Annotated in this window: 21 protein-coding genes; 10 read left to right on the top strand and 11 right to left on the bottom strand. The window is 43.3% G+C overall.

Annotated elements, in window-relative coordinates:
* Positions 1–111 precede the first annotated feature (111 nt).
* Positions 112–1,167, top strand: coding sequence for a type IV pilus twitching motility protein PilT (locus FQ084_RS10445; RefSeq protein WP_149490560.1), 1,056 nt, complete (start codon positions 112–114; stop codon positions 1,165–1,167).
* A gap of 170 nt (positions 1,168–1,337) precedes the next feature.
* Positions 1,338–2,459 carry a PilT/PilU family type 4a pilus ATPase gene (locus tag FQ084_RS10440; RefSeq protein WP_149490559.1) on the top strand — a complete coding sequence of 374 codons (1,122 nt, stop codon included), beginning with the start codon at positions 1,338–1,340 and terminating at the stop codon, positions 2,457–2,459.
* Positions 2,460–2,568: 109 nt separating this feature from the next.
* Here the strand turns inward: FQ084_RS10440 and fur are convergent, their stop codons facing one another.
* Positions 2,569–3,003, bottom strand: a complete 435-nt coding sequence (gene fur / locus FQ084_RS10435) for a ferric iron uptake transcriptional regulator (RefSeq protein ID WP_149490558.1) — start codon at positions 3,001–3,003, stop codon at positions 2,569–2,571.
* A gap of 325 nt (positions 3,004–3,328) precedes the next feature.
* Here fur and FQ084_RS10430 point away from each other — a divergent pair, with 325 nt between their 5' ends.
* Positions 3,329–3,748, top strand: coding sequence for an outer membrane protein assembly factor BamE (locus tag FQ084_RS10430; RefSeq protein WP_149490557.1), 420 nt, complete (start codon positions 3,329–3,331; stop codon positions 3,746–3,748).
* Between the two features lie 50 nt (positions 3,749–3,798).
* Here FQ084_RS10430 and FQ084_RS10425 read toward each other — a convergent pair whose 3' ends face one another.
* From FQ084_RS10425 to FQ084_RS10410, 4 genes are all read right to left on the bottom strand, one after another.
* Positions 3,799–4,251: an RnfH family protein gene (locus FQ084_RS10425; protein WP_262880737.1), complete on the bottom strand. Its 453-nt coding sequence runs from the start codon at positions 4,249–4,251 to the stop codon at positions 3,799–3,801.
* Positions 4,170–5,312: a hypothetical protein gene (locus FQ084_RS10420; RefSeq protein ID WP_149490556.1), complete on the bottom strand. Its 1,143-nt coding sequence runs from the start codon at positions 5,310–5,312 to the stop codon at positions 4,170–4,172. Before FQ084_RS10420 ends, FQ084_RS10425 begins: the two co-directional genes overlap by 82 nt.
* 253 nt (positions 5,313–5,565) lie before the next feature.
* Complete coding sequence (locus FQ084_RS10415; RefSeq protein ID WP_149490555.1) at positions 5,566–6,234, bottom strand: c-type cytochrome; 669 nt, start codon at positions 6,232–6,234, stop codon at positions 5,566–5,568.
* A gap of 330 nt (positions 6,235–6,564) precedes the next feature.
* Positions 6,565–6,900 carry a c-type cytochrome gene (locus FQ084_RS10410; protein ID WP_149490554.1) on the bottom strand — a complete coding sequence of 112 codons (336 nt, stop codon included), beginning with the start codon at positions 6,898–6,900 and terminating at the stop codon, positions 6,565–6,567.
* A 410-nt stretch (positions 6,901–7,310) separates the two neighbouring features.
* Between FQ084_RS10410 and yihA the strand changes: the two genes are divergently transcribed.
* Positions 7,311–8,111, top strand: a complete 801-nt coding sequence (gene yihA / locus FQ084_RS10405) for a ribosome biogenesis GTP-binding protein YihA/YsxC (RefSeq protein ID WP_149490553.1) — start codon at positions 7,311–7,313, stop codon at positions 8,109–8,111.
* Between the two features lie 89 nt (positions 8,112–8,200).
* Here the strand turns inward: yihA and FQ084_RS10400 are convergent, their stop codons facing one another.
* The 3 genes from FQ084_RS10400 to FQ084_RS13320 all read right to left on the bottom strand — a co-directional run bounded on the left by FQ084_RS10400 (position 8,201) and on the right by FQ084_RS13320 (position 10,661).
* A complete protein-coding gene (locus FQ084_RS10400; RefSeq protein ID WP_149490552.1) occupies positions 8,201–8,914 on the bottom strand; it encodes an HAD family hydrolase in 714 nt (237 codons plus the stop codon).
* Between the two features lie 142 nt (positions 8,915–9,056).
* Complete coding sequence (locus tag FQ084_RS10395; protein WP_149490551.1) at positions 9,057–10,067, bottom strand: RluA family pseudouridine synthase; 1,011 nt, start codon at positions 10,065–10,067, stop codon at positions 9,057–9,059.
* A gap of 447 nt (positions 10,068–10,514) precedes the next feature.
* On the bottom strand, positions 10,515–10,661 hold the full coding sequence (locus tag FQ084_RS13320) for a hypothetical protein (protein ID WP_223144872.1): 147 nt from the start codon (positions 10,659–10,661) through the stop codon (positions 10,515–10,517).
* Between the two features lie 635 nt (positions 10,662–11,296).
* Here FQ084_RS13320 and FQ084_RS10390 point away from each other — a divergent pair.
* On the top strand, positions 11,297–15,595 hold the full coding sequence (locus FQ084_RS10390; RefSeq protein WP_149490550.1) for an Rne/Rng family ribonuclease: 4,299 nt from the start codon (positions 11,297–11,299) through the stop codon (positions 15,593–15,595).
* 170 nt (positions 15,596–15,765) lie between these two features.
* Here the strand turns inward: FQ084_RS10390 and FQ084_RS10385 are convergent, their stop codons facing one another.
* Positions 15,766–16,689 carry a DUF808 domain-containing protein gene (locus FQ084_RS10385; RefSeq protein ID WP_149490549.1) on the bottom strand — a complete coding sequence of 308 codons (924 nt, stop codon included), beginning with the start codon at positions 16,687–16,689 and terminating at the stop codon, positions 15,766–15,768.
* A 420-nt stretch (positions 16,690–17,109) separates the two neighbouring features.
* Between FQ084_RS10385 and FQ084_RS10380 the strand changes: the two genes are divergently transcribed.
* From FQ084_RS10380 to FQ084_RS10360, 5 genes are all read left to right on the top strand, one after another.
* Positions 17,110–17,970, top strand: coding sequence for a DsbC family protein (locus FQ084_RS10380; RefSeq protein ID WP_149490548.1), 861 nt, complete (start codon positions 17,110–17,112; stop codon positions 17,968–17,970).
* Positions 17,971–18,195: 225 nt separating this feature from the next.
* The gene (locus tag FQ084_RS10375) at positions 18,196–19,551 is read left to right on the top strand and encodes a homoserine dehydrogenase (RefSeq protein WP_149490547.1); all 1,356 of its coding nucleotides are present in this window, start codon (positions 18,196–18,198) and stop codon (positions 19,549–19,551) included.
* Between the two features lie 91 nt (positions 19,552–19,642).
* A complete protein-coding gene (locus tag FQ084_RS10370) occupies positions 19,643–20,824 on the top strand; it encodes a thiolase family protein (RefSeq protein ID WP_149490546.1) in 1,182 nt (393 codons plus the stop codon).
* A gap of 449 nt (positions 20,825–21,273) precedes the next feature.
* Entirely contained in the window at positions 21,274–22,122 is an 849-nt protein-coding gene (locus tag FQ084_RS10365; RefSeq protein WP_149490545.1) for a DUF2382 domain-containing protein, read from the top strand.
* A gap of 213 nt (positions 22,123–22,335) precedes the next feature.
* Positions 22,336–23,085 (top strand): YsnF/AvaK domain-containing protein, encoded by a 750-nt coding sequence (locus FQ084_RS10360; protein WP_262880736.1) that lies wholly within the window; start codon positions 22,336–22,338, stop codon positions 23,083–23,085.
* Positions 23,086–23,217: 132 nt separating this feature from the next.
* Here the strand turns inward: FQ084_RS10360 and FQ084_RS10355 are convergent, their stop codons facing one another.
* Positions 23,218–23,769, bottom strand: coding sequence for a hypothetical protein (locus FQ084_RS10355; RefSeq protein WP_149490544.1), 552 nt, complete (start codon positions 23,767–23,769; stop codon positions 23,218–23,220).
* A 235-nt stretch (positions 23,770–24,004) separates the two neighbouring features.
* Entirely contained in the window at positions 24,005–26,782 is a 2,778-nt protein-coding gene (gene secA / locus FQ084_RS10350; RefSeq protein WP_149490543.1) for a preprotein translocase subunit SecA, read from the bottom strand.
* Positions 26,783–26,805 lie beyond the last annotated feature (23 nt).

The following is a 26,805-nucleotide window of genomic DNA, read 5'->3' as shown; positions in this document are numbered from 1 at the left end:
TATCAACATATTTTTAAGATAATTGGCTTAAACAGCGTTAAAAATAGCTATTCACTATTTCTTTTAGACGCTTTTTGGCTCACCCTTATTTATTGATAGGAATACCCGATTATGGCTGAAAAGAACAATTTAAGCATCGAAGACCTGCTGCGCTTTACGGTCAAGCACAAAGCTTCAGATTTACATATTTCAGCCGGTATGCCAGCGATGATTCGTGTCGATGGCGAGATGACCCGTATCAATATGCCAGAGATGAGCCATCAGGTCGTGCATCAGCTGATCTATGACATCATGAATGATAAGCAACGTGCCGATTTTGAAGAGTTTTTTGAGACTGATTTCTCTTTTGAAATTCCGAATTTAGCGCGTTTTCGTGTCAATGCCTTTAACCAAAATCGCGGTGCTGGCGCTGTTTTTCGTACCATTCCTTCCAAAGTTCTCACCATGGAAGACTTAGGTATGGGTGAGGTTTTCAAACGTGTTTCTGATTTTAAACGCGGTGTAGTGTTAGTCACAGGTCCGACGGGCTCAGGGAAATCGACCACGCTTGCGGCAATGATTGATTATATCAATGAAACCCGCAAAGAACATATTTTGACCATCGAAGACCCGATTGAGTTTGTCCACGAGTCTAAAAAGAGTTTGATTAACCAACGTGAAGTACACCGCGATACCTTAGGTTTCGAGCCAGCATTGCGCTCTGCCCTACGTGAAGATCCAGACGTTATCCTCGTTGGTGAGCTTCGTGACCTTGAGACCATTCGCTTAGCCTTAACTGCTGCTGAAACGGGACACTTAGTCTTTGGCACCTTGCACACCAGCTCAGCGGCCAAAACCATTGACCGTGTGATTGACGTCTTCCCTGCTGCTGAAAAAGATATGATTCGAGCGATGTTATCAGAATCGCTACAAGCGGTGATCTCGCAAACCCTTTTACGTCGTCAAACCGGTGGACGAATTGCCGCGCATGAAATTATGCTGGGTACACCCGCTATTCGTAACTTGATACGTGAAAACAAAATCGCCCAAATGTACTCTTCTATTCAGACTGGTGCTGGTGATGGCATGATTACCCTAGATCAAACGCTCAAAAACTTAGTGTCCAAAGGTACCATTAGCAAAGATGTCGCACGTCCTTATGCCAAGCAGCCTGAGGCATTTATTTAGTATTGGTTTTCATCATACTAAACGTGCTAACACTCAGTATTTTATACCATCACAAATTAACAATCATAGATTCTTGCTCGGCTTCATTTATTTTTAATGGTCGTTATTGGCAGTCTTTAAAAGTTTATTGAAGCACTTTTTAATCTATATATTACGAATGTAGGTACGTTATGGACATTGATAAACTTTTACAGTTAATGATTAATAAAAATGGCTCTGACCTTTTTATTACTGCTGACGTCGCGCCGTCCATGAAAATCAATGGGAAAATCTTGCCCGTGGGTAAAACACCCTTAACGGCTGAGCAAACTATGAGACTGGTTAAAGGTGTGATGACGTCAAGCCAGCAAAAAGAGTTTGACGAAACCAACGAGTGTCAGTTTGCGATTACCGACCAAGCTCAGCAGGCACGTTTTCGGGTTAGCGCTTTTATACAGCGCGATATGGCGGGGATGATTTTACGGAAAATTGAAAATAAAATCCCAACGGTTGAAGAGCTGCGCTTGCCACCGGCATTAAAAGAGCTTGCCATGAAAAAGCGCGGTATTATTTTACTGGTTGGCGCTACGGGTACAGGTAAATCTACCACCCTTGCGGCAATGATTGGACACCGTAACCAAAACTCGCATGGTCATATTATTACCATCGAAGATCCTATTGAGTTTGTGCATAAGCATCGCGGTTGTATTATCACTCAGCGCGAAGTCGGCATCGATACCCATTCTTTTGAAGCGGGTCTAAAAAACACCTTACGCCAAGCGCCTGATGTCATTTTGATTGGGGAGATTCGTAACCGCGAAGTCATGAGCTACGCCATTCAATATGCCGAAACGGGCCACTTAGTATTTGCCACCTTACACGCCAACAACGCCAACCAAGCCATTGACCGAATTATTCACTTTTTTGAAACCAGTCGTCATAATCAGTTGTTTATGGATTTGTCATTAAACTTGCAAGCCATTATCGCCCAGCAGCTGATTCCAACGCCTGATGGCAAAGGACGCCGCGCCGCTATTGAGATTTTATTAAACTCTCAGCTGATTAGTGACTATATCCGTAAGGGCGAGGTTCATGAAATTAAAGATGTGATGACGCGCTCACGCGAGAGCGGTATGCAAACCTTTGACCAAGCGCTGTTTGATTTGTATGAACACGGCGAAATTACTTATAAAGAAGCCATTCTCCATGCCGACTCCCCTAACGATTTACGCTTAAAGATTAAATTGAGTAGTAAAAACGGCACCGCTAATTTAGATGAAGGCGCTGATAGTCTATCGTTAGATATTACTTAGTTTGATATTGCTTCATTAGTATTTTCCCATAAAAAAGCCCTCATTGAATTTGAGGGCTTTTTTTATAGTTTTTAAATTATCATTATAAGGCAATTCGTTTCTAAAACGCTTATTTTGCGCTGTCTTTACAAGCTTGATTATCACAAATACCGTAGAGTACTAAAGAATGACCAGACAGCTTGAAGCCATGCTCTGCTGCTACTTTCATCTGTTCCTCTTCGATAATTTTGTTATGAAACTCGATAATCTTACCGCAGACATCGCAAACCAGATGGTCATGATGCTCTTCTTGGGTAATCTCAAACACCGATAGATTGTTTTCAAAGTTATGGCGCTCGACAATACCCGCTTGCTCAAACTGAGTCAGTACGCGATAAACAGTTGCGAGACCCACATCCTCACCTTGTTCAATCAGCGCCTTATACACCTCTTCTGCACTCATATGATGCAGCTCAGCACTTTCAAGCAGCTCTAAAATTTTTATACGTGGCAACGTTACTTTCAAACCCGCTCTACGTAAATCTTGATTGGTAAAAGAAGCCATAATGTCCCTTCTGACTATGAAAGTCTTAGCAAATAAGTTCAAAAAACACGAGTTAAATAATCGTCAATAAGTCGTAATACTGGATAAGAGAAAAATAAGAGTCATGAAAAATTAGCCACTATTAAGCAAATCTTTAGATCATTTTTTTATAGAAATCTGACGCCAAGCCTATGAATTTAAAATATAAATAATAAATACTGTAAGATAGCATTTGGTAAATAATGTCGTAAGTGGTAGGCAATTGCAAGTAAATGACGTATCATTTGTCCAAGATTGTCAGCGAGACTAGCATCATCGGTTCTTAGCTGCGCCTAACCCATTTCTTATGAGTCATCTTACCATGATAAAGACATTAAATTTTCGTTCGTTAAGCGCTGCCAATGCAGTACGCAAGATTGCCATTACCAGTATGCTTAGTGCCGCTGTGGCTATGTCTGGCTGCTCACTACTGAGTGTCTATAAGATTGATTTGCCACAAGGGACCGCTATTACCCAAACCCAGGCACAAAAGCTACAAGTGGGTATGAATCAAAATCAGGTTCTTTATATACTTGGCAGTCCAGCGATTAAAGATACATTAGAGCCTAAACGTTGGGATTATATTTACGACTATAAAGCAGGGACAGAGGGTCGCCGCAAAGGTATCGCCGATGTCAAAAATGCCAGCCAGCATTTAATTGTCTATTTTGATGACAATGGTATAGTAACCCGTATCGAAGGTATCGACAGCTTACCAGCATCTTAGGTCTACTAGCAAATCATAATAACTTGCTAGCAAATCATAAAGACTGATGGTTAACCGCGAGACTTATTTTTGCGTTGAGACATAGGATCAGCGCTTAAGCTGCGATACACCTCTACCCGATCAAAAGGCTGTAATGTGTAATTTAGCGGCTGCTTTTGCGCATATACGCCAACACGCCAACGCTTAGCCGTTGGCGTTGTCATCTCAGCAACTTGCTCACACCATCTTGCCAGTTCTTCAAACTGTGTTAGCCAACCTACTTGCGCCAACGTCTCATACAAAGTAGCACCTTGGCTGACTTGGACGGTTAGGTAATGCTGACGCTCTGCATCTTCGGCATACGCCAGATATACCGTCATCAAATTGCTTTGCTCAGCCTGAGACATATCAATGTCAGCTTCACTGTTATTAGCAGCAGTCGTTAGCTTAACCACTGCATCACCCAACCTATTAACGCTAATAGTAACGCCAGCGGCACGATCAACCGTATCGCCACTCGCCATAAATTATAAAAAGCTTCATTACCAAAGTTTAGAGACTTGCGCAAATGGCTGATTTTCATCTGCCAACCCGCAAAAACTGACAGTAATAAAACGGCGATACTACTGATAATTACTAAAATACCAACCAGCCAATGAGTAGGTATGGCAACCACTAACAGCAGCGCTATCACGAAAGTTAACACCACACTGACCAGCAAGCCAAATTTATGCGCCAATTGCTGGCTGCTATAGTGTAACAAATAACTAGCCACAAACAACACGCCTACCCAATACAATAACTGGCCAATCGGTGGCAGAGCCATGCCACTGATAAATAATGCGACCACGCCAACCACCAGCTGTAATATCCAAATCGGTAGTACGAGCTTGGTTGCGCGATATTCTTGCGCAGCATGATGGCGGGCAGGTTTTTGGGCATTATAGTTATCAGCACTTACGGCGCTAACCGCTTGCTTACTCACTAAATTTTGACCGAACCAATATAAACCCGTACCTGCACCCACACTGACTAACGCTAAGGCAACAGCACGTGCCCACTCGCTTAAACTGACATCGGTCATCGCAAAAGCGATATTTGGTAAACCATTTGCCACTCCTAACAATAGACCGACCAGCATTAAGCCTAAGCCAATCGGTAGAGGAGCTACGCCCAGTAAGCTTAATAAGACAGCAATGACCATTAAGCCTGCCCCAATGGCAAAGCTTGGCACATCAGGCGCGCTATTTAACTCTGTTAGAGCGGTTAGAATACCACTGCTTGCGCCAGATATGACCAGCGCTGCAATAATAATAGAAACCAATGCCGCCAACCAACCGAAACCGCGCCATAAAGCGTTGGCATCCGCTTCGCGAGTGAGCTTTTGCATACCCGCCAAAGGTGCATCAGCACTACGATATGCCAAGGCAATCTCAGCATAAACGACCGGCAATGATACCAGTACCATTGCTAAAAGCCAAAGCAACCAAAAGTCGATTTCACCGATGGATGCTGGTGCAAACCAACGAAACAGTAGGAGCGGTAGCAGCGCTGCGATAAAGTAAGAAGCATAGCGAATCATCATAATTTAAATCCAAGCGATTCAAAGTGAATAACATTTACTAATATAAAGCACTGATAAGCGTCTATATTTTCTCTATTAGCTTTGTATAGAGGCAACTTATCTTATACAAGTTTTATAAAAGATCATGCAAATTATATAAGGACTGACAGTTATAAAAAAACCCCGAAATCGGGGTTCAATAGCTAAATCATGACGGCGGCGTGAAAGTAAGCACAGTATAGTATTTTGCTATTCACGCTAAGTATGTAACGAATTAGTGGATAGCACTCACATAATCTGACAAGATGCGAATATCGCGATCAGAAAGTTTTGAAGCAACCGTCTGCATCATGCCCATTTCGCCTTCTTTTGCCGCGTCGTTAACACGCTTTTGCTCATCGCTATCAATATCATCTGCACGGCCAGCCGCACGGAAAAGCTTTAGCTGAGTAGCGATATATTCAGCATGCTGTCCACCTAAACGTGGAAATGCAGCCCAAACGTTACCCGCTGCGTCTGGACCATGGCAGCCTGCACAACCGATGACACCGCGCGTCTTATCGCCGCCTAAAAACAGCTTAGTCGCTTCTTGCGTGGTCGCAGGGTTTCCGAATGCCACACCCCAAGGTTTTTGGCTCGCATAATACCCTGCTACGTTGGCCAGATCTTGCTGAGATAAATTGGCAACTTGCGATTGCATGATACCGTTTTTACGATAGCCTGATTTAAAATTAACCAATTGTTTGTATAAGTACTTCACATTTTGACCGCCAAGATTCGGCTGGGCGGGTACAGGACTCACACCATCAACACCATGACAAGCCGCACAAACGGTTTCGGCGATTTGTTTACCAGCGTTAAGATCGTGTTCAGGAACAGTGATAGCAGCTTGTACGCTGAAACTTGCAACACATAAGCTGGCGGCAGCGATTAACTTTTTCATTGATACAAATCCTACTAACTCGATGTAAGCGTTATCTAGCATGATTGCATTGTCAAGAGACACAATATCTACATAGCCAGCTAAGCCATATATTTTGCGGTCTTTATCACAAGCAGCCCGAAAGTACTTACTAATATCAGGGTTTATTTTGGATTATTATAGCAAGACTTTTTACTATTTGCCTACTTAATCGTAGCATTGCGGTTTTTTTATATTCACACCATCACTGTGTACTGAATAAAAAAATAAAAAGCGCAAAAGGTTTAGCAACCTTGCGCCCTATATCATCTATCTAAACCACTATTTATATCTTAAATGATTGCCTTTTAACTATTTACTCATATATTCGATAAGCTTGCGGTAATCATCATCGCTACAGCCTTCGCACAATCCGCCCGCTGGCATCTGAATCATGCCACTTTTCACCGATTTAATCAGTGCTGGCATGCCTTTTTGTTTGATAAGCTGTTGCCATTTGGCACTGTCGCCTTTTTTAATGGCATTGAGCGCGCCACTATCGTGACAAGCGGCACATGAGTTATTATAGGACGTTGCAATATCATCTGCACTGGCAGTACTGAACATCGCCGCACTGATTATTAGCGTGGCAGCAGTATTGGCTAATAAGCGATAGCTTTTGCCAAGCGTTTTGGTGATTGAGAACATGGGACACCTCACATCGTTTCTTCATTCGCTTAATTAATGATTTTATTAAACGTCTTTCATCCAACCTATCTGACTGAATATTGTAACAATATATGTCGATTTAATATATATAAATATAGTTTAGCTTTGTTAACAGCTTCTAATAAGCTCGAGGGCTGCCTTAAGAGTTGATTTACTTTACGGCTATCTTGAGAGTATGTTGCGGATAGGTTGTAATTAATATAAGGGTAATAGCCGTTATTTCAATAACTAAGCGCAGTAATAGTATAGAATAGGCCTTATCCTAAAACCCTTATATTTCTATAAGTTTTATTTTTGCAGCCCATCCATTCTATGCGCTGCTTTCAGCACTGCTTAATTGAAAAAATCTTTATTACCGTATCTAATTCTTTAAGATTAATGAGCCACTTATGAGTACCCCGTTCAAAGATGTCGCCGCTGAACATGCGGATTTTAACACCAAAGCACGTCAGCGCATTCAACAAACTGAATTTCTGATGTCTGCGCCAACTTTTCGCCTTTGTCCTCCTGATGTTGGGCTAGAGGTTGCCTTTGCTGGACGTTCAAACGCCGGTAAATCTTCAGCGATTAATGCATTGACCAATCAGCGCCAATTAGCACGCTCGTCTAAAACGCCTGGTCGTACGCAGATGATTAACTTTTTTAGCATTGGCGATAGTGACAGACGTTTGGTTGATTTACCAGGTTATGGTTATGCTGCCGTGCCGCTTGAAATGAAAAAAGAATGGCAGGTTGAGCTAGAAGAATATCTCGTATCGCGCTCAAGCCTTGCAGGTTTGGTGCTGATGTCAGATATCCGTCATCCACTTAAGTTCTTCGATGAGCAGATGCTGCATTGGGCAAAAGATGGTGAGCTACCGGTGCATATCTTGCTGACTAAAGCAGATAAGCTTAAATATGGCGCTTCCAAAAACGCCCTACTGAATACCCGTAAAAGACTGAAGCAATTGGGCTTAGACTGCACCATTCAGCTATTTTCGGCCTTAAGAAAAGAAGGTCTCGATGAATTGGCAGGTGTCATGGGCAACTGGTATGAGTATCAGCTTGATGCAAATAAAATTATTGAGTCCTCTTTTGCCTTGCTAGAAGGCGCTGAGCTAGAAGACGCTATTGAAAAGGATGCTGTTCAAAAAGGCAATGTTGAGAAGGATAATGTTAAAAACGACAGTGTTGAAGAAGACGGCGAGTAAACCTTATGGTTGTTAGCCAAAAAGGGTTTATCGCTCATCACGATAAACCCTTTTTTATTGGCATTTTTTATTATTTAAACTAATTTTATTTAAGCACACAATAGCTCAGCCAAGGCTTGCGGTGTGTCCACTTGATAAGTCGGCTGCTGGGCGGCAAGCTCGCTACTCGATGCCGTACCATAATTCACCGCAATACTGGTCATGCCCAAACGGTTTGCCATTTGAATATCATAAATACTATCGCCGATAAATACCGCATGAGAGATGGGTTGCTTGGTATAGTCTAGAATATCGCTCAGCATTTGCGGGTCAGGTTTTGAGCCTGACTCATCAGCACAGCGCGTGATGGCAAAATAGTGATGACTGTCAGAACCCTCTAATACCCGATCTAGTCCCTTTCTTTTCTTACCTGTGGCGACCGCAAGCTGCTTATTTTGCTGCTGTAAGGTCTGCAACATATCTTGTATCGGCGCAAAAAACGGCGTACGATGACTGTTTGGAATATAGTAGTCCGCATAACTTTGCTGAATCGCTAGCTTCTGCGCATCGGTTGCTTGCGGGTATAAAATCTCAATGCCATGCATTAAGCTCAGCCCGATGATGTCTTTGACTGCCTGATCCGTGGTGGTAAAGCCATGCGCCTCGCCTGCCACATGCATTGCCTCAACAATTAAGCCAATCGAATCCATTAAGGTGCCATCCCAATCAAAAATAATCAGCGTTTTATCTGCTAAATGATGGTCGGCTGATAACTCAGAATTATTGGTTGGTGCTAATGTATTAGCGCTAGATACTGCTGTCATGGACTAACCCTTAACGAATCATCGTAAATGGCGGATATGAAAACGTCACAATCACTTATTTAGCTAAGACATACCCTAAATAAGTGACTGTGACGTTTATATTTAATATGCATTTAAAAACTGAGAATTGAATCTTTCAAGCTTATTTAGGCAACTGCATGTCAGCTGGCAACCAAGCTGCCATCTCATCTGGTAATGGCGCAGTAATGGTCTCATAGCCAGGAATATCCAAACGCCATGCATGTAAACACAGACGATGGACGCCAGATTTGTCATGCACGTTGTATTTATCATCCCCTAAGATAGCATGACCAATATGCGCCAAATGCACACGGATCTGATGGGTACGACCCGTCAGTGGCTTAGCTTCAATCAAACTTACTGGCTGATTGGCAAGCATAAAACGACCATGAACGATAATATCTGTCTGGCTTTCTTTGGCTTGGGCATCTTGTGCATCTACTTTCACGCGGCGCTCACCGCTAGCCAGCGTATAGCGCAATAATGGCGCATCGATACGCTGCTCGTTCAGTGCAGGCTGACCTTTGGCGAGGCAAAGATAATGCTTTTGAATGGTTCTGTCGACAAGGTGCTGCTGCAATGCTTTTAGCGATGAGCGCTTCTTAGAAATCATCAGTAGACCTGAGGTATCTTTATCGATACGATGGATCAGCTCAAGATACTTTTTACCTGTCACTTCGCGCATGGCTTCAATAACGCCAAAATCTAAACCACTACCGCCATGAACGGCGATGCCAGAAGGTTTATTCAATACAATCAAGCCTTCATCTTCGTAGACCACACGTGCCAATAAGCTCTTGGCAAATTCGGTACTGATAATAGGTTTATCACGGGTAGCTAGCTGTACGGGCGCGATACGCACCACGTCTTCACGCTGTAATCTGTCATGCGCTTTACAGCGTTTATTATTGACGCGCACCTCATCAGAGCGAATCATTTTATAAATATGCGGTTTAGGCAAGCCTTTTAGACGATTGAGCAAAAAGTTGTCCAAGCGCTGGTCATGCTGATGGCGAGTCACTTCAAGGTAATTGACCTTTTCAAAGTTACTAATTTCGTCATCGGCGCTTTGCGGGCGCGTTTTGCTGTTAAAGATAGCTGGAGCTTCGTGGATAGGTTCGTCGTTTGTCATTTTAGCATTCGTCATTTTTAGTTAGGTATTTACATAAAGATTTGCTATAGTTTAGCATGTTGAGCGCCAATTAAGCAGAGGCTGCGACAATAATTCATTGTTGTTACAGACAGTGCAGCGCCGTTTTTATTACTGGCCAGTACTGGTTAGTAAAGCGCTGCCAGCTATAAAACCTGCCAAGCTTGTGTGTTTCATCTGATTTTAAGGGTGTTATATCCCTTGATATACCCTATAATGCCCCATAAATCGTAAGAGCAACGCTGATATTTATAGTAAAAAAATGATTTATCAGCACCAGATTGTTTATCATTACAGAATATTGTGACATTAGACAATATCGCTTTGATAGATTGCATAAAAACAATCTTATAAAACGATAACAACATACCATTTACTCACTACCGCATAACTACGACTTGCCTTGATAATTATTTATCACACAGTCCTTTAGGCGCGCAGATGAGCAAGTATGGGTCGTTTAGAGCCAGAATCGAGCATCATTAACTGATTGTCGATAGCTGCCTGAATATTGGTGGTCAAACAGAGGACGATAAGTAGAATAGACAAGAGACACCGTGCCGATAAGCCGGTCATTTATTCTGTTTGCCAAGTACGCCCCGCTGATGAAAGCAGCGCCACCTAGCTTTGAGACACCCCAGATATTATTGACGTTATACCCAAAAGAACGATAAATATAGAATGACCAATTGCTTCACCTAAAAGGATAACCGCTGCACGGCACTATTTTATAAGATAGCACTTATACAATGGTCCTTTATTAACAGCGATATGATTGCTAGACCTTGATTGATTAACTGTGGCAGCACGATACTTTCTTAGTACCTGTTATGTCTTGAATCTCAGTCACTATCCACCGCCACCCTTACAAAGTGCGCTGAACATCAAACTGGATAAAACGACTGATAATGAAAGATCACTAACTTGCTCCTATATTAATCGTTAAAACAAGCCTACTCATAATAACTCTATAGATAGTAGCCTTACACCCTATCTTATCTATATGAGCATTACCGACATTAGCATAAAGAATCGCTAATATATTTTAGGTCAAAAAGCGATTGCACAAAGCCCTCGCGCTTTACTGCGTTCATAGTTTACGTTCTACCACTCATTAACATCTGCTCGGGCTAATTTTATGATTAGCCACACTTGCCACCCTGCTCTAGAGCCTGTCTCGTCGTCGTTATGCGTACTCATAGGATACCAATATGAAACGCATTTTAATCAACGCCACCCAAAACGAAGAAATTCGTGTTGCCCTTTGTAAAGGCAATCATCTTTACGACTTCGATTTAGAAAACCGTACCCGCGAACAAAAAAAATCTAACATTTATAAGGGTCACGTCACCCGTGTCGAGCCATCACTTGAAGCAGTGTTTGTCGAATATGGCTCACAGCGCCAAGGTTTCTTACCGATTCGTGAAATTTCTGCTGAGTATTTGAGCGGCAATCCACGTGATGAAAACATCAAAAAACTGATCAAAGAAGGCGATGAATTAATCGTCCAAGTCGAAAAAGAAGAGCGCGGTAATAAAGGCGCTGCCCTCTCAACTTACGTCTCACTAGCAGGTCGTTATTTAGTCTTAATGCCTAACAACCCTCGTGGTGGTGGTATCTCGCGTCAAATCTCAGGCAAATTGCGTGAAGATATGAAACGCATGCTTGGCAGTCTTGATTTGCCAAAAGGCATGAGCGTCATCATTCGTACCGCTGGTATTGGCAAAACCCAAGAAGACTTGCAACACGATTTAAATCACTTGCTGAATATCTGGCAAGCTATCCAAGAACAAAATCAAAAATATCCTTCACCGCGCTTAGTTCATCAAGAAGCTGGCGTTGTTACGCGTGCCGTGCGTGACTATCTACGTGATGATATCGCTGAGATTTGGATCGATAACGAAAACGCTTATATTGAAGCGGCAGGTTTTATCGATGCAGTGATGCCAACACAAGCAGAAAAACTGCGCAAATATACCGATTATGAGCCGATGTTTTCGCGCTTTAATATCGAAAAACAAATCGAAACCGCTTATCAACGTGAAGTGCGTCTGCCATCAGGTGGTTCAATCGTTATTGACCAAACAGAAGCACTGGTGTCTATCGATATCAACTCAGCCAAGTCAACCAAAGGTTCAGACGTCGCTGAGACTGCCTATCATACCAACCTAGAAGCAGCTGATGAGATTGCTCGTCAACTACGTTTGCGTGATATGGGCGGCTTAATTGTCATTGACTTCATCGATATGAATGACAATAAGCACCAAAAAGAAGTTGAAAAACGTCTAGTCGACGCGACCAAATATGACCGTGCCCGCGTACAGTTTGGTGATATCTCTAAATTTGGTTTGATGGAAATGAGCCGTCAGCGTTTGCGTCCGTCATTAGAAGAATCGACCGGTTATATTTGTCCACGCTGTCATGGTAATGGCATGATTCGTGATTTGCGTTCATTGTCGCTATCGATTATGCGTCAGATTGAACAAATCGCCCTAAAAGAACGTCAAGGCGAAGTGCAAGCTGAAGTACCAACGGATATTGCCGCTTTCTTATTAAATGAAAAGCGCGATGCCTTGGTCTACCTTGAGCAAGACAGTGGTACCCGTATTACCATTTTGCCGCACGCACATTTAGAATCGCCAAACTTTAAGCTACACTTTAACCGTGATGGCTTTGCCCCATCGAGCTATGAGCGCATCACTGATACTCAGCAGCAAGAACATAGCGAACTTGGTTATAACGTTGATTGGCAAACGGCTGAAAAAGAGCGTCCAGAACAGCAGCCAACGCGTCAACCACGCCAAACAACCGATAACAGCAGTAACGATAACGGTAACAGCAGTCAACAAAATGCGCCGAACCAGCAGCAGAATACGACCAGTCATAGCAATGACCATCGTAATAATACCAATACCAATACCAATACTAGCAATGTCTCATCAGCACGTGCACCGCAGCCTCAGATACCAAATGTACCGACTGTTGCGGCTACAGTTGCTCCAGTAGCGACCCCAACTACTCCTGTTGCTGCCGCCCAACCACAAGCCGTCGCTTGGTTATCCAATTTATTTGCGCAAGCACCGCAGGCGCAAATCACCCATAGTATCAGTAGTCGTGATGCCGCTGAAGCTATTGAAGCATTGGTCAATACGGGCGCGCAAAGTCTAGGCTCTTTTGGACAAGTCGATAACAGTGCGTTAACTGACAATAATCAAGCCCCAACAGCACCGCAAGAGAGCAATCAGCAGTCAAACGCTAACGCCAATCATCAACAGACAGCGAATAACACTGCTGACGACAATAATGATGCTGAGGATAGAAGAAGACGTAAGCCACGTAAATCAAGACCTTCTAAGACGCGCCAAAGAAAAGAGCCGTCAGATGATACGAATGACAACGTCGCTAGCGATGGCAGCGCAAATAACACTGATGACCAGCAAGCGGATAACCAAGACAAACGTCAACAGGATAACAGACGTCCTAATGATCGTAATCGCAATAACCGTCAAGATAGCGGTCGCAATGGTAATGAGAACAACGAAAAAAGCAATGAACGTACCGATGCTGAGGGCAAAAATGCCAATGAGGCAGATGAGCAAACTCGTGCTAAGCGTAAGTCAAACAGTCAACGTCAATCACGCGGTAAACTTGAGCGCGGTGAGACGTTAAGCGCTGACAACAATCAGCAAAATGCTCAGCAAAGCACTAAAGATACGGGCAATGGCAAAAACCAATCCAGTTCGCGCCGCAACCAAGACCCTAACGAAGTTATTTTACAGGTCAATGAAGCAGCCACAGAGCTCAAATCGCCAGAAGTTGTGCATTTATCTTTAGATGACAGCAAGTCTGTAGCAGCCGTGCGCCCAGCGCCTGAAAAGCAAAGCTCAGAAAAAGCTGGCAATGAAGCTACTACAGAGCAAGCACGTCAAGAGGACAGTACTCCGAAAATTGATGACAAGCAGAAAGCTGTTGAGCAAAATACTAACCGCCAACCTGCTAAGCATAGTAGCGACTCGGTTGATGACCGTCAAAAAAGCAGTAAGCAAGTTGATACGGCTAAAGCTATTGAGAATGGAGACGCTCAGGTAGAAGAGAAAAAAATAGCAGAGACAAAAACGGAGCAGGTAGCGCTAAGCACGACTGAAGATACAGCGCAAAAGTCTGATGCTAAGTCTACAGACGATAGTACAGTCGAGGCTAAGAGACCGACAGCAGATGAGCAGCCTGTTTCTAACAGCAGCAGTGATGTTCAGACTGACCGTCAAGCTGCTGACAGCCAAAAGCCAGTAGACGCCACCGCTGAGAATGTAGCAGCTACAGAGAAAGCTCAGAACATTTCTTCTGATGTTGTTTCTGATGTTGTTTCTGATGTTGTCTCTGATGTTGTCTCTGATATTAACTCGGAGGCTGACGACGCTAACAGTAGCAAACAACCAGCGTTTGAGCTTAACCATGAAGCATTATTTGCTAACCGCTACGTAACTGCGAATAAGTTTGGTCAAGCCAGTAATGATCCACGTGTGGTACGTCGTCAGCAGGCTCAAGTGCCTCAGGCAAATGAGCAAAGCGAGCAACTCACTGTAAACGCACCAACTATCCGTGGTACGGTTGGCGAGTTTATACGTGCGACGCTACCTGAAGCACAAGCGCGCTTAGCTGCAGAGGGTGTTATTAATTGCTTTAACGCTGCCATTGCCTTGCATTTAGAGCACGCTCAAGCTGTTACCACTGACAAGGCCAAAGCCAATAGTAGTAGCGAGCAGCAAGTGCCGACTAGTGAAGCTGTCAATCAAGACTTTGACTTTAGCAACTATGGTTATCAGCCTTTAGCAGCAGATTATCTCGCACGCTTTAAGGCAATGACGCAAGCGGTTAGTCAGTTTGCCGCAGCGCAAGGTAAAACAGCCGTTGAACCACGCGCCATTAGCAAACGGGCAAGCAACGATCCACGCGGTCAGCACCCTGATTATCAGGAAGTAGCTGTAGTGACAGCGCCTGAAGCGCCTGAAAATAATGCTTTACCAGTCAACAGCGAAGTCAATGCTGACAAAGTAGAAGCGACTGCTCTTGCCAATCAGAGTCAGACAGACGATGTCAGCGCCAATAGTGAGCAACTGTTAAAGGTAGAAAAAGCCCTAGAAGAAAATGCCACGCAATCTGATGTTGAGGCGGAAAACGTTAAAACAGAAAGTGTTGAAGCGGAAGATGCTGATGCTGTTAATGAAGTCAAAGACGCTGCTGTCGAGCCAAGCGAAACTGAGCAAACGTCTGAGCCAGTAGCAGAGGCAGCAACAAAGGAAGAAATTCAGGCAGCGAAGTCGAAAACAACGATAGCCAGTTATAAAAACATGATTGAAAATGTGGCTGAGCAGCTGTTGCCACAGAAAAGCATGTTTAATTTAACCACGCCAAAAGTGCCTAAGGCTCGTACGCGTAAGCCTAAGGCTGAAAACAAGAAGCCAACGCCAGCTGAAAAGTCAGAATCTGACGATACGGATAGCGAAAGCTAATAACGTACTATAAAATGTAAAAGCCCCAAAGTTGTCAGCAACTTTGGGGCTTTTTTACGCCTTTTTTAACAGAATTTTTTATCAATAGACTTCTTAATAACAGCGCTTTTACCAGTACAACTCTTTAACAGTCAGAGCCTTTAACAAGTCAGAATCTTTGAAAAATAGAATTAATGCGCAGAAGGCTCATCTTTATGGCGTATTTTATTAATGACCGTAAACAGAGCAACGATAGCAGCACCAATAATAAAGCCGATAACAGCATTTAATAATGCTGTCGTAAAACTCTCAAAAATACCAGTAAGATGGGCAATGTCTTCAACTTCGTGGTGTAAGAAGTTAATTCCGTGTACTAAGATACCACCACCGACTAAGAACATCGCCAAAGTACCAGCGATCGATAAAAACTTCATTAATTTAGGCGCTGCCGCAAATAAAACCTTACCAACTTTTTGAGTAAACTTGCCGTCTTTTTCCATCATATGCAGGCCCACATCATCGATTTTAACGATACCGGCGACTAGACCATAAATACCAACGGTAATGCCAATAGCTAAAATAGACAGCACCAAGCTGCGCTGTAACAAAGTAGCCGTTGCCGTTGCTCCTAGCGCAATGACGATAATCTCTGCCGACAAAATAAAATCAGTTCGCACCGCACCTTTGATCTTTTCTTTTTCAAAAGCAACCAAATCAACCGTTTCATCAGCATTGGCTTGCCGACGAGCTTCTTGCTCCTCATCATCTGGCAAGGCATGCGGCCAAAATCGATGAATCACTTTTTCAGCGCCTTCATAAACCAAAAACAAGCCACCGCACATCAGCAAAAAGGTAATCAAAGGCGGATAAATGGCACTGATAAGGATTGCCGCTGGTACCAAAATAAGTTTATTAATGAAAGAGCCTTTGGCGACCGCCCAAACCACTGGCAGCTCACGATTTGCTTTGACGCCGGTGACTTGCTCCGCGTTCAATGCTAAGTCATCACCCAATACCCCCGCGGTTTTTTTGGCGGCTACTTTAGTCATGACCGAAACGTCATCTAGTATCACACTGATATCATCAAGTAAGGTTAATAAACTGGCACCTGCCATACGGGCTCCTTAGTAAAATTGCTTTATCAACTCAGTTTAAATAGGACCCATGAAATAGTCATATTTAAATTGATTGTAAAAAATAATTATGAAAAATGGTTATAAACGGTAGCCTACCTAGACATAAGCCGAGATGAAATAGTACAAATGTATTTTATTTCTCTTGTCGTAACATTTATCTATAAATTGTAGATTTGACAACGCTAATAACTCGCCTTTAGTGGTTATTTATAAAAATATGCTAATATGACAGCTATTGCCACTTATCTTTTATTATCAATAAATTGTATATCATCATTGAAATATATCGTTCTGATAACAAAATCTAGTAGATATGGTGCAAGCATTTACGCACTCTTTACTGCCCTCTTTTTTATATCTATATCTTGCTTAGGCATGCCTGCCTAAAGGAAACACCCTATGTTTTTACCTTCTTTTTCGAAAACCAACGCCACTCGTGATACATTTTCTCGCACTCATTTATCACGTGTGATGATGGGTGCCTTGCTGGTCGTTGTTGCGGCGGGCTGCTCGAATAATGCGGCTGATGCGACCAGTAACACAGGGATTGTGAATAGCGCAGAAGCCAAAGTTAGCACTGCGCAAGTCACCAATGATAGTGATTCAGCGGTAGTCAAAGCCTTACAAGCAAACTTAAAAGCCTCGGGTATTGAAGAAAATATTCTTTCAGCCGTACCAACAGATATGGACGATATTTACTGGGTAACAGCAACGGGCTTGCCGTCTTTCTTCACTGATAAATCAGGCAAACATATTATTCAAGGTCAAATCATCGCTGTTGGGGCAGAAGCGCCGGTTGATATCAGTGGTGCGTTGGTTGCCAAAACCGCGCAAGCCGCTCTAAAAGCGGTCGACAAAAAAGATATGATTATTTATCCTGCTAAAGGGGTGACCAAATCTGTTGTTTATTCCTTTACCGATGCCGATTGCCCTTATTGCACCAAGCTCCATGAAGAGATAGGTGATATCAATGCGCGGGGCATTGAAGTGCGTTATTTGGCATGGCCGCGCAGCGAAGGCAGTATTCCAAAGATGGAAGCCATTTGGTGTAGCGAAGATCGTAATGCCGCGATGGATCAGGCAAAAATGGGTGCTAACGTCCAAGCCCCTAGTTGTAATAGCCCGGTAAAATTACAAATCGAGCTTGGTATGGCATTGGGTGTCCGCGGTACACCTGCTATCTTTACCGAGTCTGGACAACAAATCGGTGGCTATTTACCAGCTGATCAATTGGCGCAAGCCGCGATTGATGCCAGCTAGTTATCTGCCCTGATATTGTTGACTTTGGCGACAGTGAGTTTGGGTAGACGTCACAAGCGCTTGTCGGTATGATACGATAAAGCGCTAGGTAATATTAGCCGTATATTTTTATGCCGTTCTTCTTTATATCAGCACTCTTTATATCAACCCTTTTATATCAGCGTTTTTATGTAAGAGCCTGCATAGAAGCATTTTTATCCAACTCTATAATCTCTTGAGGATACTGTGAGCAAATCCATCAAACTAGCGATACTTGGTCTCGGCACCGTCGGAACGGGCGTGATCAACCTAATCAATGATAATTTAGATGAGTTAAAACGCCGTAGCGGACGCGATATTTTGATTACCGAAGTCGGTACCCGTCGTCAGCGCGATGATATCGACCCTACTATTATTCAAAGCAGTGATTTGATGGCAACCGCTGCCAGTGACAATGTCGATATTGTCATCGAAGTGATCGGCGGTACGACGCTGGCTAAAGACGTGATTATGCATGCCATCAAAAATGGCAAGCATGTCGTCACAGCTAATAAAGCGTTACTCGCTGAACACGGCAATGAGATTTTTGCCTTTGCTGAAGAGCACAATGTGCATGTCGCTTATGAAGCAGCAGTGGCAGGCGGTATCCCAATTATTAAAGTCATGCGTGAAGCACTTGCCGCTAATAGAATTGACTGGTTGGCGGGTATTATTAATGGCACTGGCAACTTTATCATGACCGAAATGCGTGATAAAGGTCGCCCATTTGCCGATGTACTGACAGAGGCACAAGAACTCGGTTATGCGGAAGCCGATCCAACTTTTGATGTCGAAGGTATTGATGCGGCTCATAAATTGGCACTACTGGCTTCTATCGCCTTTGGTATTCCGCTACAGTTTGATAAAGTCTACTGTGAAGGTATTACTGGCATTACTTTGCAAGACGTCAATTATGCAGAAGAGCTTGGCTACCGTATCAAGCATCTAGGTTTTGCCGTGCGCCGTGATGGTCAAGGTGATGGCTCAGGTGACACTAGTGCCGCTGGTATTGAGCTGCGCGTACACCCAACGCTCATTCCGCAAAATGCCCTACTTGCCAACGTCAATGGCGTAAAAAACGCGGTGTTGGTCAACTCTCATCCGCTTGGACAAACGTTATATTGCGGCGATGGTGCTGGTGCAGGCGCCACTGCTTCTGCGGTGATGGCTGATGTGATGGATTTGGTTCGTGTTCTAGGCAGTATAGATAGCAACAATGAAAGCACTAATGGTCACCATGTTCCGCACCTAGCCTTTATCCCAGAACAGTTATCAGATACGCCTATCTTGCGCGCTGAGCAAATGATTACCGGTTATTACCTACGCGTGCATGCTCACGATAATCCTGGGGTATTGGCTGATATCACGCGTATTTTGAGTGATGCTGGGATCAATATCGATGCAATTTTACAAAAACCTGCCCATAAACTTGGTCAAGTGCCAGTGATTATCTTGACACTACCTGTGATTGAGAGTCAGATGAATCTGGCCATCGAAAAAATTGAAAAACTAGACACCATTACTGATAAAGTAGTACGCATTCGTTTAGATGAGCTAGCGTAAACCAAAGCTAGATAGGTGTTAGCGAATCAGCGTTTGATTATAGTTTAAGTAAAATACTCTCATTTAAAACATGTAAAAAGGAATAATAACGATGTCAAATGATTCAATTGTAATTTTAAATGGCGCCCGTACCCCAATGGGCGGTTTTCAAGGCGCACTAAAAGATATGAGCGCGACTGAACTTGGTAGTGCTGCTATTAAAGCCGCTGTCGAACGCTCAGGTGTGAATGTCGATAGCATTGATGAAGTCATTATGGGCTGTATCTTAACCGCAGGTCTCGGTCAAGGTCCTGCCCGTCAAGCGATGCGTAAAGCGGGTCTAAATGATGCAACGGGTGCCGTCACCATTAATAAGCTTTGTGGTTCAGGTCTAAAAGCAATCATGCAAGCGCATGATGGTATTAAGGCAGGCAGCTTTAATGTAGCGGTTGCAGGTGGTATGGAATCGATGACCAATGCGCCTTACATTATGCCAGGCTCGCGTGGCGGCTACCGCATGGGTCATAAAGAAGTCAAAGACCATATGTTCTTAGACGGTCTAGAAGATGCTGAAACTGGTAAGCTGATGGGTCAATTTGCGCAAGAAATGGCCAATGAAAAAGGCTATACCCGTGAGCAAATGGATGAATTTGCCATTGAATCGCTCAACCGTGCTTTAACTGCGATTAAAGATGAGCATTTTAAAGATGAAATCGTGCCTGTAAGTTTCAAGACCCGTAAAGGCGAGCAGACTGTCGATACCGATGAGCAGCCCGCCCTTGCCAATGCTGATCGTATCCCTACCCTACGTCCTGCATTCGCAAAAGACGGTACAATTACGGCGGCAAACGCCAGCTCAATCTCAGACGGTGCTGCTGCGGTAGTGATGATGAAAGAATCACAAGCAAAAGCTGAAGGCTTGGATTACCAAGCACGTATCGTAGCGACTGCTTCTAACTCGCGTCACCCAAGCGAATTTACCATTGCTCCAATTGGCGCCATTGAAAAAGTATTGGCCAAAGCAGGCTGGTCAGTTGCTGATGTCGACCTATGGGAAATCAATGAAGCGTTTGCGATGGTGACTATGGCTGCGATGGATGAGGTAAATATCGAGCATGCTAAAGTCAACGTCGAAGGCGGCGCTTGTGCCCTTGGTCATCCAGTAGGTTGTTCAGGTGCGCGTATCGTCGTTACCCTTATCAACTCTCTGAAGCGTACGGGCGGCAAGAAAGGCGTCGCTACCTTATGTATCGGTGGTGGTGAAGCGGTTGCCGTCGCGATTGAACTTGCTTAATTGTAGACTGCTCAAATAATTTAACTTTCCAATATCTAGTTTAGGATTTTGAGTTTCAACTGATTTTCTTACTATTTAAATACCGCATTGCTTTTGGCTGTGCGGTTTTTTTATGCTCAAAACTTACAAATCACCAGAAGTTGTTTAGTGCCGTAAGAAAGCCTTAACTTAAATTTATATAGTAATGGTGAATTTTACAGCCTATTACACGCAATTACCTCAAGCGCACACTTTGCTACCTTGCTTATATATCTCATTGAAAATCACACTGCTACGATATGCATAAGTTGATGGAAAGGCTGCATATCAACGTTACTCAAGCAGTTTCTCCAATAGAGCCATCTTGGCTTAAGACAACAACTTACCAAGTTTTTAGCAATGTGGATTTTTACCGCATTGCTATTTTAAAAAAATAATTACTAATGTACTCATATAAAAGGAAGATAATAATGAGCCAACTAATTCGTTTAAAAGACATCCAAGCTACTCATCGTGACATTATTGGTGATGACTATTATGACCCAACAGGCAAAACTGCTTATGGTGTTGATGAAGAAAAAATCGGTAAAATCGAAGGCGCTTTAGTGGAAGATACCACTGGTCGCATTCGTTATTTAATCGTTGATGCAGGCGGTTGGTTTAGCTCAAAAGAAGTGTTGGTACCAGCAGGTCTCGCCCGTATTGTTGGTGATGATGTATTTTTCGATAGCTTAACGCAAGCACAGGTAGAAGCGATGGAAGTATACGATCACGATTATCAGTACAGCTATAAAGAGCAATACGAAAAGGATCGTCAATCATTTGTTGCTGATAGCATCCCAGAAGCAGAGCGTATGGAGATTGCGGAGCATGCATATAACGCCCCAAATACCTTGGAGTTATTAGAAGAACGCTTGACAGTCAATAAGGATCGCATCGTTGCCGGTTTGGTAAAAGTTGGTAAGCATGTCGTGACCGAAGAGCGTAATGTCGATGTTGAACTCGAAGAAGAGCACGCTAACATTCAGCGTACCAATGTAGATCGTCCAACAGACCGCCGTATCGGTGATATAGATGGCAATCAAACGATTGAACTTGAACTAGAAGCGGAACGTGCACGAGTTAATAAAGAAACCTATGTAGCTGAAGAAGTAAACGTCGGTAAGACGACTGAGCGTCATACTGAAACGATTGCTGAAACCATCCAACGCGAAGAGTTGGATATCGATGGTGACGGTAATGTGATTGACCGCGATGGCAATCTTTTTGACCGCGATAATATCACTGCCGAAGACGTACGCCGCGCTCGTGGTATGTAATAAGCAATTCTTTCACCTAGTCATCAGATAGTTATAAGCTATATAGATTCTCAAACGTGATTTTCAGCTTAGAATCTTGTAGCTTTATTTGAACAACTACTATGTGAGAGTAATTAGCAGCTGGGTTGTATGCTCAGTGAATAAGACCAGAGCTCGTCTCTGGTCTTTTTTTATACCTATTCATTTTTATATCTATCCATAAGGAACATGACCATGAATGCCGATGATAATGACATTAAGCAGCAGCAACGTGAAAGCCAGCAAGCTCAGCAACAGCCAGTTCAGCAACAAGTACCTTTATCGACAACCACTGCTTCCCCTTTAGATAGAATCGCCAATCACAGCGGCGAGAATAAATTACCTGCGCCTGCTTTAACGGTATCTGACTATCAACAACAACCCATCTTAGACAATCAACAACAGGGCGCGGCAAACAATTTATCGAATAGCTTATCTAATAATTTACAAAGCACGGGTAATGATGGCTATCTAGAGCTATTAGAAGAGCGTCCTGTCATTAATAAAGAACGCTTAGATGTTGGCAAAGTAACGGTAACTAAGCATACACGCACCAAAACCATTGATGTCCCTATTGATTTGATAGAAGAATACATTACCGTGCGCACTGATTATTATGATGCCGAAAGTGAGGATTTATTATCAGGCAATTATGATGATAAAGATATATTGCGTCATGTAGAACCATCGCTAGATAGCAGAGCCGTGGTAACCATTAATGGCAAACAGATTGAGATTGGTGACGCGCCAATTGAGATTGTCTTATCGCGTCAAGTGGCGACAATTACCAAAGATACCCATGTGATTCAAGAAGTGCAGATTAATAAAAGCACTCATACGCATAGCGATAGTATTCAAGTAGAGCTTAAACACGAAGAGCTAGACGTTAGCGAAGAAGGGTTTTTAGCGCATGATAGTGAACCTCATGCTGTGTATAAAAAATAGCGCTTATATAAAATTGAGCATTCTTTCTAAGAACTTCAAAAACGAGACCACAAAAAAGCAACGTCAGCGTTGCTTTTTTTATGGGTTATATTTAAGTTTAGTCCGATAAAAGCCACATTTATGAATCTGCTTTTATACGGCTTCTTCTACCGTTTCTAACTCTTCTGATTTTTTACACTCATAAGTGCTGACTTTGGATGCATCTGCACCAGCCGTACGTATCACACCTGTTTCACGCTCTGTATGCGCGACGCGCCACTGTACAAAGCCTTCACCACCATCGAGGGCAGTTTTTGCTTCAAACACTTCAGGGTTGCTGGCATCATTGGTTTTCGTTAAAGTAGCTGTTCCTTGGGCAGTCGCAATAACGACTTGATTATCAGCATCTTTATACGTTGCTTCAACGGCAAGCGCAGGCGAACATGAATAACTCATTTGATTGACGCCCGTATTAACAGAGGCAACGGTGTCATCTTCTACGTCACTGGCAGGCGCATCTAACACCACATCACTTGGCTCAGCGGGCTCAGCAGACATTGGCACAGACTGCTCTTCACTGATACTGTCTTCTAGACTCGGCTCTGTCTCTTGCTGTTTTTGACAAGCACTCATCGTCATAGCGCCAGCCAGTAAACCGGTTAGGACGACAGAGGTACGCCATTTTTTTAATGATTCCACATTCATCACATTCTCCCAAATAAAGATGTTAAACACTATAGCGCACCCATAAATTCACGCCTATGTTGGATTTGTAATTAATCGCTACAAAAGCACTGATATTTTTATCATCGTAATTTTCTTACTATTTATCAATTATTCGATATGAGTACTACTGCCAAGGCTATACTATAAAAAAAGTCCCTATCTATTTTAGATAGGGACTTTTTATCATAACTTAACAATTTTTGATTATCAATGTTTAGATTTTACCATGGCATTGCTTATACTTCAGGCCTGACCCACAAGGACAAGGAGCGTTACGGCTGATGTTCATACCAGCGTATGGGTCTGGATCATTTACATCGCTGCCACGGCCTACCATAGCACCTACTGCTGCACCGCCAATGACATTACGACTTTGCGCGGCCGCTCTTTCCACACCGCCATCCATATTATCAATATCACTGTGCTCAAACTGCATTTGCATATGCGCTGCATTTTCACGCTGCTGAGCTTCTAATGCTGCTAGCTCTTCTTTGGTCGGAATATGCACACGTGATAAATCTTGTACCGTTTCAGACTTAATTGCGCCAAGCATCATTTGGAACAGCTCAAATGATTCACGCTTATATTCTTGCTCAGGATTTTTTTGTGCATAACCTCGCAAATGAATGCCTTTACGCAGCTGATCCATTTGCGTCAAATGCTCTTTCCAGTGCTTATCTAAACTCTGCAGCATAAAGTGACGCTCAAGCTGGGCGGCATCTTTTTCGCCCATTTGCTCACGGCGACTGTGATAACGATCTAAAGCCGTTTGGATAATTTTGGCACGTAGACCTTCTTCATCTAAGCGGCGGTCTTCATCAAGCCAATCGTTAATTGGCATCGCAATCTTGAATTCTTCCTCAAGCTCGTCCTCTAGACCGTCAATATTCCACTGGTCATCGATAGAACCTGGCGGGATAAACTGGTTAATCATGGCGTTATAGACTTCATGATGCATAACTTCGATGGCTTCTAATAAGTCCATCTCTGCCAGTAAGTCATCACGTTGTCCGTAAATAACTTTACGCTGCTCATTGGCCACATCATCATATTTTAATAGATTTTTACGCGCATCAAAATCGCGGCTTTCTACTTTACCTTGGGCGTTTTCAATCGATTTGGAGACCATTTTATGTTCGATGGCTTCGTCTTCTTTAAGACCCATGGCGCGCATCATATTAACGACGCGATCACCGGCAAAGATACGCATCAAGTCATCTTCAAGCGATAAGAAGAAACGCGACATCCCAGGGTCACCCTGACGACCGGCACGACCACGTAGCTGGTTATCAATACGGCGTGACTCATGACGCTCAGAGCCAATAATATGTAGACCACCAGCGGCAACCACTTGGTCATGCTTGACTTGCCATTGGGCTTTTAGGCGTGCCATCTCTTCCGGACTAACGGCATCAATATCTTCAATAAATGATTGCCAGTTACCACCAAGAATAATATCGGTACCACGACCTGCCATGTTAGTAGCAATCGTCACGGCTTTTGGACTACCAGCCTGCGCGATGATTTCTGCTTCACGCTCATGTTGCTTGGCGTTTAGGACGTTATGCTTAACGCCTTCTTGGTCAAGCAAATAAGACAGTTCCTCACTGGCTTCAATCGTCGCCGTACCGACTAAGACTGGCGCACCTTTGGCTTGAATCTCTTTAATCTCGCGGATGATGCCTTTATATTTACCTAACTTGGTCAAGAAAATCTGGTCATCCATATCGATACGGGCAATCGGCTCGTGCGTTGGAATAACGATGACGTCTAAATCATAAGTTGATTTGAATTCTGCTGCTTCAGTATCAGCGGTACCTGTCATACCAGATAACTTGTCATATAAACGGAAAAAGTTCTGGAATGTGGTGGTTGCAAGTGTTTGGTTTTCTGCTTGAATCTCAACACCCTCTTTAGCCTCAACGGCTTGATGCAAACCTTCTGACCAGCGACGACCAGGCATAGTACGACCGGTATTTTCATCAACGATGACCACTTCGCCATCATCAACAATATAATGGATGTTTTTGACAAAAACATGGTGAGCGCGAATCGCAGCTTGTACGTGTGCTAATAATGGCAAACGGCTCGGGCTATAAAGACTTTCATTTTCGCCAAGCTCGCCGACTTCGATTAAGAAGCGCTCAATTTTCTCATAGCCTTTTTCGCTAATCTCGATTTGACGATTTTTCTCATCAATCCAGAAATCTTCTTCTTCGTTATTCTTATTGGCTTCTTCGTCTTTTGAGCGAATCAGCACAGGAATAATGGTATTAATCAGCGCATACATACGCGATGAATCTTCGGCTTGACCCGAGATAATCAGTGGCGTACGAGCCTCATCAATTAAAATAGAGTCAATTTCATCGATAATACAGAAGTTTAGCGGGCGCTGTTTTTTCTCAGCTAAGCTAAAGACCATGTTATCGCGCAGATAATCAAAGCCATATTCGTTATTGGTACCGTAAGTGATATCCGCTTGATAAGCGTCAATTTTTTCTTGTGGCGGCTGCTGCGAGTAAATCACCCCAACTGTCATGCCCAAAAAGCTGAATAATGGACGGTTTAATTCCGCATCACGTGCCGCCAAATAATCGTTGACCGTCACCAAATGCACGCCTTTACCGCTGATGGCATTGAGATACATAGCTAAGGTACCCATGAGAGTCTTACCCTCACCGGTTTTCATCTCAGCGATTTTGCCTTCATGCAAGGTGATACCACCGATTAGCTGCACATCATAGTGACGCATACCATTGACGCGTAGCGACGCTTCACGGCAGACCGCAAACGCTTCTGGTAATAATGCATCTAAGCTTTCACCTTTTTGGTGTCTTGCTTTAAATTCTTCGGTTTTTTGTTGTAATTGCTCATCAGACAGGGCTTGTATCGTAGCCTCGTGTGCGTTAATTTTGCTGACCACTTTGCGCATGCGCTTGAGTTCACGCTCATTTTTGGTGCCAACGACACTGCCTATAATCTTTGATAACATAATTTTTTGACCTATGGAAATAT

The organism is Psychrobacter sp. ANT_WB68, assembly GCF_008369115.1.
GTDB lineage: Bacteria > Pseudomonadota > Gammaproteobacteria > Pseudomonadales > Moraxellaceae > Psychrobacter.
Note: the sequence above shows the minus strand (reverse complement) of the source record. Positions and strands in the feature narration are given on the sequence as shown.

Coding starts and splice junctions, on each gene's coding strand:
- FQ084_RS10445 (WP_149490560.1), top strand. CDS start 112: ATGGCTGAAAAGAACAATTTAAGCATCGAAGACCTGCTGCGCTTTACG.
- FQ084_RS10440 (WP_149490559.1), top strand. CDS start 1,338: ATGGACATTGATAAACTTTTACAGTTAATGATTAATAAAAATGGCTCT.
- fur (WP_149490558.1), bottom strand. CDS start 3,003: ATGGCTTCTTTTACCAATCAAGATTTACGTAGAGCGGGTTTGAAAGTA.
- FQ084_RS10430 (WP_149490557.1), top strand. CDS start 3,329: ATGAGTCATCTTACCATGATAAAGACATTAAATTTTCGTTCGTTAAGC.
- FQ084_RS10425 (WP_262880737.1), bottom strand. CDS start 4,251: ATGGCGAGTGGCGATACGGTTGATCGTGCCGCTGGCGTTACTATTAGC.
- FQ084_RS10420 (WP_149490556.1), bottom strand. CDS start 5,312: ATGATGATTCGCTATGCTTCTTACTTTATCGCAGCGCTGCTACCGCTC.
- FQ084_RS10415 (WP_149490555.1), bottom strand. CDS start 6,234: ATGAAAAAGTTAATCGCTGCCGCCAGCTTATGTGTTGCAAGTTTCAGC.
- FQ084_RS10410 (WP_149490554.1), bottom strand. CDS start 6,900: ATGTTCTCAATCACCAAAACGCTTGGCAAAAGCTATCGCTTATTAGCC.
- yihA (WP_149490553.1), top strand. CDS start 7,311: ATGAGTACCCCGTTCAAAGATGTCGCCGCTGAACATGCGGATTTTAAC.
- FQ084_RS10400 (WP_149490552.1), bottom strand. CDS start 8,914: ATGACAGCAGTATCTAGCGCTAATACATTAGCACCAACCAATAATTCT.
- FQ084_RS10395 (WP_149490551.1), bottom strand. CDS start 10,067: ATGACAAACGACGAACCTATCCACGAAGCTCCAGCTATCTTTAACAGC.
- FQ084_RS13320 (WP_223144872.1), bottom strand. CDS start 10,661: ATGACCGGCTTATCGGCACGGTGTCTCTTGTCTATTCTACTTATCGTC.
- FQ084_RS10390 (WP_149490550.1), top strand. CDS start 11,297: ATGAAACGCATTTTAATCAACGCCACCCAAAACGAAGAAATTCGTGTT.
- FQ084_RS10385 (WP_149490549.1), bottom strand. CDS start 16,689: ATGGCAGGTGCCAGTTTATTAACCTTACTTGATGATATCAGTGTGATA.
- FQ084_RS10380 (WP_149490548.1), top strand. CDS start 17,110: ATGTTTTTACCTTCTTTTTCGAAAACCAACGCCACTCGTGATACATTT.
- FQ084_RS10370 (WP_149490546.1), top strand. CDS start 19,643: ATGTCAAATGATTCAATTGTAATTTTAAATGGCGCCCGTACCCCAATG.
- FQ084_RS10365 (WP_149490545.1), top strand. CDS start 21,274: ATGAGCCAACTAATTCGTTTAAAAGACATCCAAGCTACTCATCGTGAC.
- FQ084_RS10360 (WP_262880736.1), top strand. CDS start 22,336: ATGAATGCCGATGATAATGACATTAAGCAGCAGCAACGTGAAAGCCAG.
- FQ084_RS10355 (WP_149490544.1), bottom strand. CDS start 23,769: ATGAATGTGGAATCATTAAAAAAATGGCGTACCTCTGTCGTCCTAACC.
- secA (WP_149490543.1), bottom strand. CDS start 26,782: ATGTTATCAAAGATTATAGGCAGTGTCGTTGGCACCAAAAATGAGCGT.